General features: G+C 41.2%; 15 protein-coding genes and 2 tRNA genes. All 17 read right to left on the bottom strand.

From position 1 onward, the window contains the following. Nucleotides 1–32: 32 nt before the first annotated feature. Nucleotides 33–713 (bottom strand): distal tail protein Dit, encoded by a 681-nt coding sequence (locus tag ACESPO_RS09125; RefSeq protein WP_499788755.1) that lies wholly within the window; start codon nt 711–713, stop codon nt 33–35. A 15-nt stretch (nt 714–728) separates the two neighbouring features. Beyond that, entirely contained in the window at nt 729–3,716 is a 2,988-nt protein-coding gene (locus ACESPO_RS09120; RefSeq protein WP_499788730.1) for a phage tail tape measure protein, read from the bottom strand. A gap of 292 nt (nt 3,717–4,008) precedes the next feature. Beyond that, on the bottom strand, nt 4,009–4,428 hold the full coding sequence (locus tag ACESPO_RS09115; RefSeq protein ID WP_499788729.1) for a hypothetical protein: 420 nt from the start codon (nt 4,426–4,428) through the stop codon (nt 4,009–4,011). 12 nt (nt 4,429–4,440) lie between these two features. Beyond that, complete coding sequence (locus tag ACESPO_RS09110; protein WP_499788754.1) at nt 4,441–5,031, bottom strand: major tail protein; 591 nt, start codon at nt 5,029–5,031, stop codon at nt 4,441–4,443. 11 nt (nt 5,032–5,042) lie between these two features. Beyond that, nucleotides 5,043–5,363: a hypothetical protein gene (locus ACESPO_RS09105; RefSeq protein WP_499788728.1), complete on the bottom strand. Its 321-nt coding sequence runs from the start codon at nt 5,361–5,363 to the stop codon at nt 5,043–5,045. Beyond that, nucleotides 5,360–5,740 carry an HK97 gp10 family phage protein gene (locus ACESPO_RS09100; RefSeq protein ID WP_499788727.1) on the bottom strand — a complete coding sequence of 127 codons (381 nt, stop codon included), beginning with the start codon at nt 5,738–5,740 and terminating at the stop codon, nt 5,360–5,362. Before ACESPO_RS09100 ends, ACESPO_RS09105 begins: the two co-directional genes overlap by 4 nt. After that, on the bottom strand, nt 5,733–6,083 hold the full coding sequence (locus tag ACESPO_RS09095; protein WP_499788726.1) for a hypothetical protein: 351 nt from the start codon (nt 6,081–6,083) through the stop codon (nt 5,733–5,735). The genes ACESPO_RS09100 and ACESPO_RS09095 overlap by 8 nt, the downstream gene beginning before the upstream one ends. Continuing rightward, nucleotides 6,070–6,354, bottom strand: coding sequence for a hypothetical protein (locus ACESPO_RS09090; RefSeq protein ID WP_499788725.1), 285 nt, complete (start codon nt 6,352–6,354; stop codon nt 6,070–6,072). Before ACESPO_RS09090 ends, ACESPO_RS09095 begins: the two co-directional genes overlap by 14 nt. 2 nt (nt 6,355–6,356) lie before the next feature. Next, entirely contained in the window at nt 6,357–7,802 is a 1,446-nt protein-coding gene (locus ACESPO_RS09085; RefSeq protein WP_499788724.1) for a phage major capsid protein, read from the bottom strand. Nucleotides 7,803–7,813: 11 nt separating this feature from the next. After that, nucleotides 7,814–8,539 carry a head maturation protease, ClpP-related gene (locus tag ACESPO_RS09080; protein WP_499788723.1) on the bottom strand — a complete coding sequence of 242 codons (726 nt, stop codon included), beginning with the start codon at nt 8,537–8,539 and terminating at the stop codon, nt 7,814–7,816. A 46-nt stretch (nt 8,540–8,585) separates the two neighbouring features. After that, nucleotides 8,586–9,734 carry a phage portal protein gene (locus tag ACESPO_RS09075; RefSeq protein WP_499788722.1) on the bottom strand — a complete coding sequence of 383 codons (1,149 nt, stop codon included), beginning with the start codon at nt 9,732–9,734 and terminating at the stop codon, nt 8,586–8,588. A 48-nt stretch (nt 9,735–9,782) separates the two neighbouring features. Continuing rightward, complete coding sequence (locus tag ACESPO_RS09070; RefSeq protein ID WP_499788721.1) at nt 9,783–11,468, bottom strand: terminase TerL endonuclease subunit; 1,686 nt, start codon at nt 11,466–11,468, stop codon at nt 9,783–9,785. After that, on the bottom strand, nt 11,458–11,736 hold the full coding sequence (locus ACESPO_RS09065; protein WP_499788720.1) for a P27 family phage terminase small subunit: 279 nt from the start codon (nt 11,734–11,736) through the stop codon (nt 11,458–11,460). Before ACESPO_RS09065 ends, ACESPO_RS09070 begins: the two co-directional genes overlap by 11 nt. A gap of 170 nt (nt 11,737–11,906) precedes the next feature. Next, nucleotides 11,907–12,245, bottom strand: a complete 339-nt coding sequence (locus ACESPO_RS09060; protein WP_499788719.1) for an HNH endonuclease — start codon at nt 12,243–12,245, stop codon at nt 11,907–11,909. A gap of 14 nt (nt 12,246–12,259) precedes the next feature. Then, a tRNA-Arg gene (locus ACESPO_RS09055) sits at nt 12,260–12,332 on the bottom strand. 104 nt (nt 12,333–12,436) lie between these two features. Continuing rightward, nucleotides 12,437–12,637: a chemotaxis protein gene (locus ACESPO_RS09050; RefSeq protein WP_499788718.1), complete on the bottom strand. Its 201-nt coding sequence runs from the start codon at nt 12,635–12,637 to the stop codon at nt 12,437–12,439. Nucleotides 12,638–13,055: 418 nt separating this feature from the next. Further along, nucleotides 13,056–13,127: transfer RNA gene (locus ACESPO_RS09045), tRNA-Ile, on the bottom strand. Nucleotides 13,128–13,146 lie beyond the last annotated feature (19 nt).

Genomic DNA, 13,146 nt, shown 5'->3' with positions numbered 1-13,146 from the left:
ATTTGTGTTTTCAGGCTTATAAATTTGTATCCTTATAAGCACCTCCAGTTCGGTATTACTTTTAATTCAAATCCCGGTGTGATTCGGATCATGTTCTCTCCTTCTCCCAAATACAGATCTTCGTAATCTCCTTTGACGGATACATTTTCCAGTTTTCCATCCTGGCGATATGTCAGCATCCTATTTGTATCAATGATCAAATGTCCGTTTACGTTGGCAATCATATTTTTATCATTTACAGCAAGGGTGCATTCTCCAACTCCTATGATTTTATAAATCGGCATGCATTCGTAATATGGATTGTACTCCACCTCTGCGACAGAATGTTCCAACGCCCCATCTCTCCGATATTGGTATCCTGCACATGTAAAATCCACATCAAACTCGCCAGACTCTTTTACCTTTCTTTCAGCCGCGTTTATTTTAATATGTTTCACTAGATAAAAATACTCTTCATTATCGCTTAATATCAGCCTGTGGTCATTCTTCTGTAAGAGCCACTTCCTTACATTTCTCAATCTTTCCTGCCAGTTTTCATGGTCTACAAAGGTAAACGGTACGTTGATCACAATATCTTTTACTTTTTTCGTTTCCCGAAAGAGAGATCCATCTCTTCCGGGTATGTTAATTTCCTCATATTCAAATTCCGGAGACGGGATACTTGGTCTCTCTCTTACAAGTACCCCAAGCTCCCTATTCCTTCTTCTGTTAATTTCAATCTGATACCTTTAATGCCCCCTTGCTCTGCGTCCTGCTTTCTGTGCACTTCCAATTCCTGCCTGGGCGGTTTTTACGATGTAGCTGTCAAAATTTTTGTTTCCAATCTGCACGTTTACAGCATTGTTTAGGTTAATGCTCATTCCTCCTGCTTCTGTAAGAAGTGACTGACTTCCCATTCCATCACTGATTGTTCTTGCCACGCGACCCACCGCATCTGATATTTTATAAACATTTCTGTCGAGTCCTTTAACCATACCGTCAATAAAATCCGGCATCCATGTTTCGTAATCTCGTAATGGTCCTTCATCCGGCCGTGAGAAGTGGAGGAGCGATCTGATCTTATCTGCAATTCCTTCGATCGTGTTGATGATTCCTTTTACTCCCGACATGATTCCTTCTTTTAGTCCCTCAATAAAATCAGATCCCCATTCCCATGCACTTGAGATAACATTTTCGATGATATTTCTGACTTTATCAAAAATTCCCCGGATCATATCTGGGATTGAAGAAATCGCATTTGAAATACCATCTTTCATGGCATTGAATCCATTTACCGCTGCCTCTTTTGTATTGTTCGCAAGGTTCGAAACCGTTGTTTTGATTCCGTTCCAAATATTTGATGCAGCATTCTTTGTTTCATTCCATATTGCAGAAACTGTATTTTTCAACGCTTCAAATCTGATTTTTACAGCATTTACAATACCTTCTACCAAAGAGGTGACAACCTGCTCAATGCCACTCCAGAATTTCTGTGCTGCCTCTTGCATATTGCTCCATATCTTTTCCGCATCCTCTCTCAGCTTATCAAAATCTCCGAGAACTAAATCAATGAGTAACAGCACCGGTCCCAGTATCGCATTTTTAATCAGTTCCCATGCTCCTGCTGCCGCAGTTTTGATTCCGTCCCAAATTCCGGATAAAGTTATTTTCAAGTTCTCAAACATTTGCGAAATGTATGTTGCAAGCGCATTTATGATCGGATTTGCCATCATAGCCGTCCAAACCTCTTCAAATTTTGTTTTTACGCTTGTCCATATACCATTCCACCATTCCGGAATCCCCTGGAAGAAACTTACTGTATTGTTCCATGCCTCTGGTATTGTCTCTGTAAAAAACTTAACGATTCCATCCCAAGCCGCAAAAAATCCTTTTTTCACAGCATCCCAAACAGCATTGACAGCATCCCGAAACCATTCGCATTTGTTGTACAGTACGACCAATGCAGCCACGATTGCTGTTATGACCGCGATCACCGGATGCGCCATGATCAATCCAAACAAACTTTTTACAAGTCCTTTCATTTTTGTGATCATTTTCATGATCGTTCCACCCACTCCGGATATTTTCGACATCGCACCGGTTATGGCGGAAATTCCGGTTGATATTTTCCCAATCACTATGAGCAGTGGTCCGATTGCTGCTACCAGAATCCCGATAATTACAATCGCCTGCTGCACTCCTTCCGGAAGCGCGGAAAATTTATTCACGAGATTCGTGATAATCTCTGCCAACTTTTGTATAATTGGAGCCAGCGTATCTCCTATCTGTATTCCAGCTGTCTCTAGCGATCCTTTTAACTCTTCGATTGCTCTGGATCCATCTCCCATCTGAGAGTTGGCCAAACGCTGTGCTGCCTCTTGATCGTTTGTTGCTTTAATGTACTTTTGCAGTCCTTTTTCTCCACTGTTCATAAGCACAGTGGCCGCTCTCATAGCATCTGATCCAAAAATTGTAGATAATGCTGCATCTCTGGACGCTGCATCCAATCCGCCTAACTTGTCTTGTAACTCTTGCGCCATTTCAGTCGCACCAAGTAATTGCCCGCTCGAATCTCTTGTTTTTAATCCTAGATCTTCGATCATGTCTGCAGCTTTATCAGATGCTGGTGCTGCCAATTTCTGTAGCATTACTTTTAAAGATGTTCCTGCATCGCTTCCTTCAATTCCCGCATCTGCAAAACGTCCCAGTACAGCAGTCGTTTCTTGTATTGTCCATCCTGCATTTTTCGCGCCTGAAGAACACTGTGCCAGTGCCTGTGTAAGAGGCTCAACATCTGTTGAGGATGCTGCTGCCGCTCCAGCTAATGCATTGGCTGCCTCTGCGGATTTGTTTGCTTCCAGTCCAAAAGCTCCCATCGCTTGTACAACTACATTCGCTGCGTCTCCCAGTCCCATTCCAGATGATGCCGCAAGATCCATTGTAGTCTGTAATGCTCCTGCTTTGATTTCAGCTTCCGTCAAGCCGCCTTTTGCAAGTTCTGTAATCGCGTTTCCAGCTTCCGTTGCCGAGAAAATAGTATCCTGGCCAGTTTTAATTGCCAGTTGCCGCAGCTCCTCCATTTCTGACATCGGTTTGTCTAGCGCACCTGCCGCCTGGCTCATTGCGTCCTCGAAATTATTGGCCATAGAGACAGATGCAACTCCAATTCCTCCGAGTACTCCAGTGAGTGGAAGCATCTTCTTTCCTGCTGCCGTTGCTTTTTCTCCAACTTTTCCAGTTACCGCGGATACCTTTGCAAGATCAGCGTTTGCACTTCCGACCTCTTTTCGCAAAGCTTTATACTCATTTGTTGTTTCAACGATTTCTCTTTGCAGCGCATCCATTCCTTCTGGACTGATCGGATGCCCAAACTCTTCGTCTACCTGCTTTTTCTTCTGTTTTAATTCTTCCAGACTCTTCGTGGATTCTTCTACTTTTGTGCTTAACTCTTTATATTCTTCTGTGTCAATTTCTCCGGCTTCTTCCATAGACTTCATTTTTTTCTTTAATGTGTCTAGCTTACCGTTGGTCTTCTCAATTTCCTGTTGGATAGGTGTATAAGCCCGCTTCCAGGCATCGTAATTTCCAGCTGTCTTCGCCGCCTGCTCACTAGCCTGCTTCAATGTCTTTAACCGTGTCTCGGTTTCTTGTATGGATTGTTGCAAAAGCTTCTGTTTTTGATTCAGCAGCTCCGTATTAGTAGGATCCAGTTTCAGCAGCTTATTGACATCTCGCAACGACGACTGCACTCCATAGAGTTTTTTATCTACACCATCCAGAGCTTTATTTAGTTTTGTGGTATCTCCTCCAATTTCAATTGTGATACCTTTGATTCTGTTTGTCCTTGTTTCCTCCTTTACAGTGCGTCTATGTCTGCTTGTGTTGCGATTTTCGGATAATCATAATCATCGTTTTTCATTTCGATGAACATGTCATTTACCATTCCAATACTTAATAGCTCAAGATCAGAAATAGAAATACCACACTGCACACACCTAAGCATGAACAGAGCGGTATTGACTTCTCGATCTATTTCCCGTTCTTTTTTTTTGGAATTGACATCTGTTTGTTTTCCATCTGCCACATATCCATGATCTCCGGCAGAATCTCATAAATATCGAATGTTTCAAATTGCTCCAGCCATTCGTCAATGTCTTGTGGCTGTTCCGGATCGCCATGCTTGTGCATTAAAAATGCAATGTTTTCAAACATTTCCAGCGATTCGATTGGAAGGCTGCTTTCAAATTCGCTCTCATCAAATTCTTTTCCTTCCTTTTCGCATTTTTTCTTCATTTCTTCTTTAAGTTTTTCCTGCACCTTGATCTGTTTTCCAATTTTCTGCATGTCGGTAAAAATATCCCTGCCAAATTTCAGACGGTAAATGCGGGGGATTGCCGCAGAACTCTTAAATTTGCATTCCACTCCGTTGATTGTTAATGTTTTCCGCATTTCAATCTCCTCCTACGCTACTTCCTGATCCGGAATATACACTTTTTCAAACCACTTGTCATAAAGATCATCGGTCGTTTCTGCCGTTGTTTTTGCTCTGACAGCCATTTTTTTGGCTTCCCCAACTGGTACAGCCGATGCGGAAATTGTTACTGTATCCGTTGTCGGCTCAATCGTATCCTCTGTTGTGCTCGATTCCGTTGTAGGACGTGTCGATGTGCAACAATAAAACCAAAATCTTGTTCCCCTTACATCTCCATCAATCTCAAACCCAAGAGCAAACCGCTTCACCTTTGCGGTAGCCTCTTCCAGCATTACTTTATTCTTGTCGATATATTCACTTAAAATCTTCTCCCGGAACTCGTCTGTGATCATCGCCACTTCCCAATCTCCTTCGTATCCACTATTGCTTGAAGAGACATAATATTTTACACCGTCGGCATAAAATGGTGTCAATTCTCCTTGCGCTTCTAACGAAAGTGATACGGATCCCGGTAGCGCAAAAGGTGTATCAAATGTAATTACTCCCATTTCATCTTCTTTTAGTAACGCGACATGCGCATTGCTGATATTAAACTTTACTTTATCTTTTTTCTGTGCCAGTCTTTCTTTCCTTACTTTCCCTCCACTTCATATAAAACTTCATACATGTTTTCTGATTTGATATACTGTTCATCTTTCTGCCAAAACAGTCCATACTTGTCGAGTATCTCCTCTACTTGTTTTTCCAGTTCAAAGTCTTTTTGATCTGTATAAAGCTCTATGTTTACTTTGTTACTTTTAAAATAGACTTTTCCGTCTGCCGAAAAGTTATTGCTTCCTGGAATCAACCAACAAATAAACGGAGGATTGACTGCTTCCTCCGTCTCAAAATGATGATATCTATATTCAATTCCTATTTCCTGCAATATTCTCTCTATCTTTTCTTGTGTCATAGGCTTCGTTTTAACCTTTCCATCAAAATTTCCTTTGCATGCTTTTCTGCAATGCTGATATGTGGAATTCCATCCACTCTTCCACCATTTCTTTTCGCATGTCCATGCTCCAATAAGTGTGTGATGCGATAGGATGGCTTTTTAGAATATACTACCGTATTAAACTTGTATCTGCCTTTCAGCTTGGCATCTCGTTTGTATGTCCAATGCTTTTTATAATCCCCATCTCTTTCCGGAGATGTCGTTCTGAGTTCAGCTGCCGTCTGCTTTGCTGTTTCTTTTACAGCTTTTTCCACCACTTCCATTACATCTTCCCGATAGGCATTCAACTCATTGATTACTGCGATCGCCAATTCATCAATATCAATTTTAGCCATATTCTCTCACATCCTCATAGAGTGTTGTAATCTTTTCCAGTGACAGAAACATGCACGGAGGTGTCTGGTCGTATTTATTCTGGATCTGTACAATTTTATACTGCATCCCGCGGATTATGCACACATCCATCGTTGATATATCCTCCATCGGCAGAACAGCTACTACCTCATCAATCTGACTTGATAGTACCTTCGCTTCGTAGAAGCGTTTAATCCCAACCGTCCGATATCCAAACCGCACATGCTCCTGCTTTGTTTCCGCGATTTTTCTCCCCTGGACTTTGCATATTTCTAAACACCCATCGTTAAATGTAACAAATTTTGTTTCCTTACGTCTTGGCATTCTTTTTCCTCCATCTGCTAATCTGTAAAGCAATAATTTCCTGTTTATAATTTTTTATAAACTCATCCACTTGACCAGCACGCGCATACATGCAGTAATTTAAAAGCAACTCTTTCTCTGGTGTCTCTTCTTCAAAATTGCATTCTCCGATTTTCCCTCTTAAATATGCTTCCCCGCGTTTAATGATCCCGGAGAGCTTTTTTTTCTCTCCGAGTTCCATTTCCCAAGTGATGTCCAGAAAATTTTTTACATCCTCCAGTAATTCCTCCATCTTTACTCCTTATTCTTTGTAACAGTAATTTGGTATGTCTTTGTCGTCTTACCATCTGTTACTTTTGCTTTCACGATATTTCCGGCTCCTTCCTGCCAGTTTACTCTGCTTCCATTTGCAATCGGCTTCTCATTCCAAGTGATCTCTACCTCCGCAGTCGTATCTGCAACCACTGCCTGCACGGTGTTAGATGCATCCGTTGTTGTTAAAGTGTATGTCAGAGTCCCTTCTGTAAATGGTGGTGTAAGTGCATGTCCTCCAACCTTAAAGTCAGCAAGGTTTGCATTCTCAACATTCTCCTCTGGCTGCACTACCTCCACTTCGTATCTGGTTGGCTGTAATGCTGTAATGTCTAATAACACAAATGCATTGTCATCCATAGCAAATCCGTGCCCATACATTTTAATTAGATATACTCTTTCATCTTCCAGGAATCTGTAATCGTCAGAGTATAAGATTCTTCCTCCGTTTTCAATTCCTGATCCCATAAAATACAGTTTTGCCATTCCGAATACCGCTTTGCCTACAGCTACCGCCGGAGACTGGATAACCTCAATCGGGAATGGAAGTGTACTCACATATCCGCCGCCTGGTGCTGGTCTCTGTGTTGCCGGAAGGACTTTACTGAAATAATCCGCTGGATTTACTACAAGAATCAGTGAATCCACTGTTCTTGACTGTCCTTTCTCATTGTTTGCCATGATTGCTGCGAGCTTTCCGAGCTGTATATCATCAAGCTTTGTGATTTTAATTGGCTTCTTTTCTGGATATTCTCCTCCTCTTACCAATACATTTTCTCCTACCTGTCTAGTCATCCCAATCGGCATATCTTTTCCAGTACCGTTTACAATACCGTCTTCTAATCCGTTTGCAAGTGCTTCGTATAACACTTCTCTAACATATCTGTCCAACCACTCTGGACCAAGATCTAGCATTGCTTTGCAAACCGGAAGGAATGCAGATAACTTGCTTAATGTTACATCTACTTCCCTAAATCCTGATGTGAGTTCCTGGATGATCTCTGCGCAGAGTTTTCCCCAAGCAGCTTTCTGGTATCCATTGGTATTCATCATCATTCTCGTCAGACCAGTCACGGAAGTAAACTGGATCTTGGACAGTAATGGGTGATTTGTTTTTAAATCCTCAAATACTTTATCCAAGATTGTAAATGGCATCACCACATCGAGGTTTTCTACTGCCTGTTTTGGGTTAGGTGCTTTCATTGCTTCAGAGAGTTTCTGATAATATTCTCTCTCTTTTGATGTCAGCTGTCTGACCCCTCTGTCAGATAAGATTTTCTGATCTGTTTCTTCTACGATCGCTTTTGCCTGCTCTAAAACATTTTCCTGGATTTTATCACACAGCTCCACAAACGCTGCTTGAAACTGTTCTGTATCTCCGTCTTTGATTGCATCGTTCATTTTCTGTACGATAGCCTTTTTTTCCATTTCAATTACATCTAAATTTTTCCTTGTATTGTTCCTCCTTTAAAAAGTTCTAAGATTTTATTTTTCTCCGGCTTCTCCAGCTGCTGCTCTTTCATTTTTGCGATCTGCTGCCGGAAGCTCTCCTGGCTGTTCAGCTGCCTTTGCATGCTTGACAGTTTTTCCAAAATTTCTTCATTTCCTGCTGTTTCTGTTTTTTTATTCATAATCTCGTCGATCAGACCGTATTCCAAAGCTTTATCCGGTGTCAGATACGTTTCGTTTTGCATCAGTTCAATCAGTTCTTCTTCGCTGATATTTGCTCTTTCCAAAAACACCTGCCGGTTTGCTTCCATCATGTCGTCAAGATCATCGGCATACTTTCTAAGCTGCGCTGCGTTTCCGGAGCAATACATCCACATATCATGGACAAGCGCTGTTGTTCCCAGACACATTTTTCTTTCATCGCATGCCTGCAAAATTAAAAATGCAACACTGTGTGCCACCCCGTCCACAATACCTACCTTTTTGTTCGAGCACTGTTTCAGCAGGTTATAGATTGCCACTCCCTCTTTCACGGATCCTCCATTGGAATTGATATGCAGCTCTATTGTCTGTCCTTCTGGAATATCCGAAAGTTTCTCCGCAAAATACTTAGCAGATGTTTCAGAGTCTTTGTATTCCCACGCATTCCAGTCAAATTCTCCATATTCTGTTACATCATCGTAGATGTACAGAAGGGTTTTATTTTCTGCCTGCACTGGCTCTATTCTCCAATTTGTAATGTTCTTCCTTTTCTCACCCCTTTCACTGAGTATCATTTTTATCCAATCCTGCAAGCAGGTCTTGAATCTTACTGTAATTCTTGGTCATAAAATGCTGATTCGCCCATTCCTCTTCAATCCGAGGTTTTCCGAGCACTTCTAAAATATCATTAATCGTAAAGGCTCCGCTTGATATTAACTTGTCCACTGGTGTCGCGATGTCAAAAATATCAATATGTTTTACCGCAAGTGTTTCAATTTTGATATACGTTCCTTGCTTAAATCCTTCGTACCCATTCCGTTTCCGGTTGATCTCCTGCTGCAACATTTTAATCAATGGATCTACGACAAAAGTCAGCAGCTCATCAATTGCTTTTCCGGTATCCTGTACATCTCCTTTTGCAAGGCTCGGCGGGAAGGAAAATCCTCTGGCAGTAAATTCGAATATATCATCTGCAAGTGATTTGATATCTCTTGTAGACTCAGTGGAATACGTCTTTCCGCTGTCCGATATATCCTGATACTCGTATCCATTAAATAATGGCAATACTGCATTTTCTTTACTGAAGAAATTTTTGAAATGTTCCGTCATGAGCTGATCGAAATTTTCGTTGAAATTATCATCTTCTTGAGCGATTGCTTCTATCTTTAAAATTCCTTTTTTCCCTCTTGATTTCTTGTATGCTTCCTGCGCATACACAATCAGTTTGGAGTACGTCTCGTACATTCCGTTCATCAATTTCCTCATGTCATTTGAGTTCAACTCAAAAAACATGACATCCGACATTTCCAATGTTTCTGATAGTTCATATCCGTCAATGACAATTCCGCTAAACTTGTAATCTTTCAAAGCAAAAATTTCTTTGCAGTAAGAATCAGCTACATACAATTTTTTGTTTACTTCCACGACAAGGCATTCATTGTTTCTATACAATTTTCCAATGAGTTTGTTCACGAATCCTGCTGCATTCTGATTTTGATTCGGCTCATAATTCCAAAGATAATACTCTGCAGCTTTAACTTCTTTTCCTTTTACGTAAGTCTTAAACTCACATTTACTCACTGCATTTGCAATTTTATTTACGCAAGTCCAAAAAGCCAGTTCTCTGAGATAGACCTCGTAGATGGCTCCCTGCACTTCTTTGTCATCCATAATGTCCTGCATGTTAATACTGATATTTCCGATTCCCAACTTCTTGATCAGCCAGTCTTTTATGCTTAACTTCCTACTCTCACCTCCTTAATAGCTATATACCATCGTTGCCGGGGTTGGCTTTGGTCTCTTCTGTGGTAACTCATCTTCTATGGTCATTGCCGCTACCAATGCCATAAACGGATCTGTCTTCCTGCTTTTTGCTTCAATTTTCCCATACACAAAATTTCCCATATCAGCATCATCTTCTTTTCCTGGCTTTCTCCCATGCCTGATCAGCTTCGCATTGTTTGTTGCCCAGCGAAGCTCCGGTGCATCCCCCCAATTAAACCACCGATTTGTAAAGCAACTATCAATTACTGGCGCAACCCTCATGACATCTGATGGCCTTATTAGTTTCAGATTTTTATTTATTTTTAAATCAAACCCTATTTCTTTTAGATATTTCGCCAACAATGCGAACCGGAAATCATCAACTGCAAGCTTTTTAATATTATACTTTTTCTTCGCTTGCTGAATATATTCCGTAATTACTGATGGATGTATTTCATTTTCATCTACCAGAGTCAGTCTTCCCATATCTGCCCATTCTTTCCATGGAGCTTTTATCCTTTCCAAGTCATTTGATTGCAAACACATCCAGGAATGGCTTATATCATATCTTTGATCTCCGTCTCTAAAATGTAGATCCACCGAAGCCCAGTCATTTAATTTTGTATAGTCCACTCCACAAGTGCAGCTCCATCGTTCCAGACACGGGAGAATAATATTGGTAGCTGCTATGTTTTCCCAATCTGTTACGCTCATCTCCTCTGCGTTTTCCGGAATATTCATTCGCTTTGTCATAAATGCTGGTAGTCTTCTTGGATTCTTCTTCCATTCCCGGTATTCCTTCCGGATCTCCTCCAGCAGGTTTGGTAAATACGGAAGAGATGGATTCGCCATTGGCCAATTTGCTTCGTCATCGACATCTTCTTTTTTATTCAGCCTGCAAATAAAAGGCAAAAGTCCATTATCCGGTTCTCCTCCCCGCAAGATTCCTTCTGCTGTTTCCAGCAGATCATCCAGTGGCCCTTCCCGGACATCTCCATTTGTAGTATAGTAAGATCTTCTCGGATGTTTCTTTTTTCCAAGACCAGTTGTAAATACGTTAATATTTTTATAATCTTCATACTGATGGATCTCGTTGAAGATACAGATTCCAGATCGCAAGCCGTCCTTTCCCTTCGGGCTGTTCGTCCTGCCTCGCATAACACTTTTCGTTTTCAGGCTCACTACTTTTTCTTTTGTCCAATAAAAAAACTTCTTTAGCTTTTTTACGACAGATGGCTGCTCAAAGGCATTTATAACATCCTGCACTGGGCGCATCGCCTGATCCTCATTGTTCGCACAAATATCAACATCGTACTCCCGGATACCATTATATGGGGACATTAAGCACGCGGATTCTACCGCAATCGTACCATCTTTCCCCGCTCCTCTCCCCAACATGCAGAATAAATCTGGCCATCTTGGCAGCCCTGATTCGCTCCAATATGTGCAATCATGCAGCCCGATTACGAACTTCTGCCAGGGGAAAATATCCTCAAATGGGAAGTATTTGGTAAGCCCCATATACTTTTCAAACTGCTCCCCATCGACAAAAATATCTTCGTTTTCAAAGCACCATTTTACATGTTTGATTAGCAGCTCCTGATCTTCGCACACTGCATAGGTTTTGCACTCAACAATATCAATCCACTCCTGGATATACGGATGGATTTTACAGCTCATCGTCATCATCTCCCGGATCTCCGGAAACTGGCTTAATTCCAATGCTATCCAGTATTTTAAGCATCTGCGCACTCACCTTAATTCTCTGATCTATGGAGTCATTTTTCTTCTGTCCTTTTTGGCCTCCGCCATTGTCGTATTTGACAACAGCCCCTCTCCTTTTTATGTCTGCGATCAGGTCATTTTCCAGGTCCCAAAAATCCATATATTTATCTACTAAGTCGATGTAATATTTCCCAGTGGTCCCATTCTTGGCCAACTGTTCCAAAAGGTCATCTTTGATTTCTTCTCTTAATATTTCTTTTCTCGTTTTTCTCGCCCTTAGACCACCCCTCCTTCACGCGCGCGCGGAAAAATCTCTTTTGTCAATAGCACCCACCGGTCTCTAACGGCCAAATTAAAACCCGATTTTTTTCGACCGGGGGTACTCTCTCATTTTTACCATCTCTCCTCTGTCAATGGCTTCTTCTTTTCTTTTTTACGGTATCCATGTACTTCTTCATGACATTCATGGCAGAGACTTATGAGATTTCTTTTTTTCTCTCCCTTAAAGTAATACCAGATTTCTAATGCTTTATCTGGATGCTTCTTTACATAGTTTACATGATGGACTGTTGTGGCTTTCTTATACTTCCCTCTCTGCTTACATATCTGGCATTCATATTTGTCGAGCTTCAGGACTTCTTCGCGTTTTGCTTTCCACTTCCCCCATGTATAAAATCTATGTATGTTTTCTTTTATACATTTTTTTACAAATGCAATGTCATGTTCTGTCATGGTACCTCCTTGAGTTGCAGGAGAAGGACTCGAACCTCCGACTTCCAGCTAAGGAGACTGGCGAGCTTCCGACTGCTCTATCCTGCTATGTATATGTGCTACATCGCACAACATAGGCATTTGCCCAGAGCCTTTTACCGTCTTTGCTCAGGACGCAGAAAAGCACCCGGCTTTCGCCAGATGCTTCACTGTTATTTGCTATTCACTTCTTCAATAAATTCTCGCATCAGCTCGCTTATCTTTCCAGCTTGGCTGACTCCCGCTTCCTTGCAGGCAGATTCAAATTGTTCTACTAATTCTCTTTTCAGTTTGAATCCTTTTGTCATCCACCCAGCTTTCTTCTGATACTTTTCTGATGCGATTGTTTGTGGTTTCGGTTTTCCTATCGGCATCTTTTCCACTCCTTCCATAATTTCGGCACTACATCTATCAATAAATAAACAGATGCCAAAATAAGCAGAATGGTTGAATAAATATCCCTATCAGATGCAACAAAGGATACCACTGCAAACAATAAAAATAGTTCCCTAAATTTTACTCTTTTCATTTCTTCTCAGATGAGCTATAATTTTATTAAAGGGTTGGGGCTTTCGCCCCATTCCCTATTTGAGAGCTTCAATAAGATTTGCAATCCCAGTTAAAAACGTCCCAAGCGAAATTAACAATTCGATTATCAATCTTGTTAAGCTCTCTTTTTTCTTGTGCTTCTTTTTGCTCATCAGCTTCTCACCACCTTCCTTACAATTATATTATAATATATGGTTTACCATATGTCAATACTTTTTCAGGAAAGTTTTTAATAATTTTAAATAGATACTACCGGAATCGAACCGGCGACACACAGTTTATAAGACTGCTGCGCTACCACTGCGCCAAGTATCCGTAACGTGAGAAGAGGCAA

The sequence above is a fragment of the Coprococcus sp. HPP0074 genome (assembly GCF_964238105.1).
In the GTDB taxonomy this organism is placed as follows: domain Bacteria; phylum Bacillota; class Clostridia; order Lachnospirales; family Lachnospiraceae; genus Faecalimonas; species Faecalimonas umbilicata.
Note: the sequence above shows the minus strand (reverse complement) of the source record. Positions and strands in the feature narration are given on the sequence as shown.

Excerpts from the sequence above, each read along its gene's own strand:
- ACESPO_RS09115 (WP_499788729.1), bottom strand. The coding sequence starts at position 4,428 with ATGCGGAAAACATTAACAATCAACGGAGTGGAATGCAAATTTAAGAGT.
- ACESPO_RS09105 (WP_499788728.1), bottom strand. The coding sequence starts at position 5,363 with ATGACACAAGAAAAGATAGAGAGAATATTGCAGGAAATAGGAATTGAA.
- ACESPO_RS09100 (WP_499788727.1), bottom strand. The coding sequence starts at position 5,740 with ATGGCTAAAATTGATATTGATGAATTGGCGATCGCAGTAATCAATGAG.
- ACESPO_RS09095 (WP_499788726.1), bottom strand. The coding sequence starts at position 6,083 with ATGCCAAGACGTAAGGAAACAAAATTTGTTACATTTAACGATGGGTGT.
- ACESPO_RS09090 (WP_499788725.1), bottom strand. The coding sequence starts at position 6,354 with ATGGAGGAATTACTGGAGGATGTAAAAAATTTTCTGGACATCACTTGG.
- ACESPO_RS09085 (WP_499788724.1), bottom strand. The coding sequence starts at position 7,802 with ATGGAAAAAAAGGCTATCGTACAGAAAATGAACGATGCAATCAAAGAC.
- ACESPO_RS09070 (WP_499788721.1), bottom strand. The coding sequence starts at position 11,468 with ATGAGCTGTAAAATCCATCCGTATATCCAGGAGTGGATTGATATTGTT.
- ACESPO_RS09060 (WP_499788719.1), bottom strand. The coding sequence starts at position 12,245 with ATGACAGAACATGACATTGCATTTGTAAAAAAATGTATAAAAGAAAAC.
- ACESPO_RS09050 (WP_499788718.1), bottom strand. The coding sequence starts at position 12,637 with ATGCCGATAGGAAAACCGAAACCACAAACAATCGCATCAGAAAAGTAT.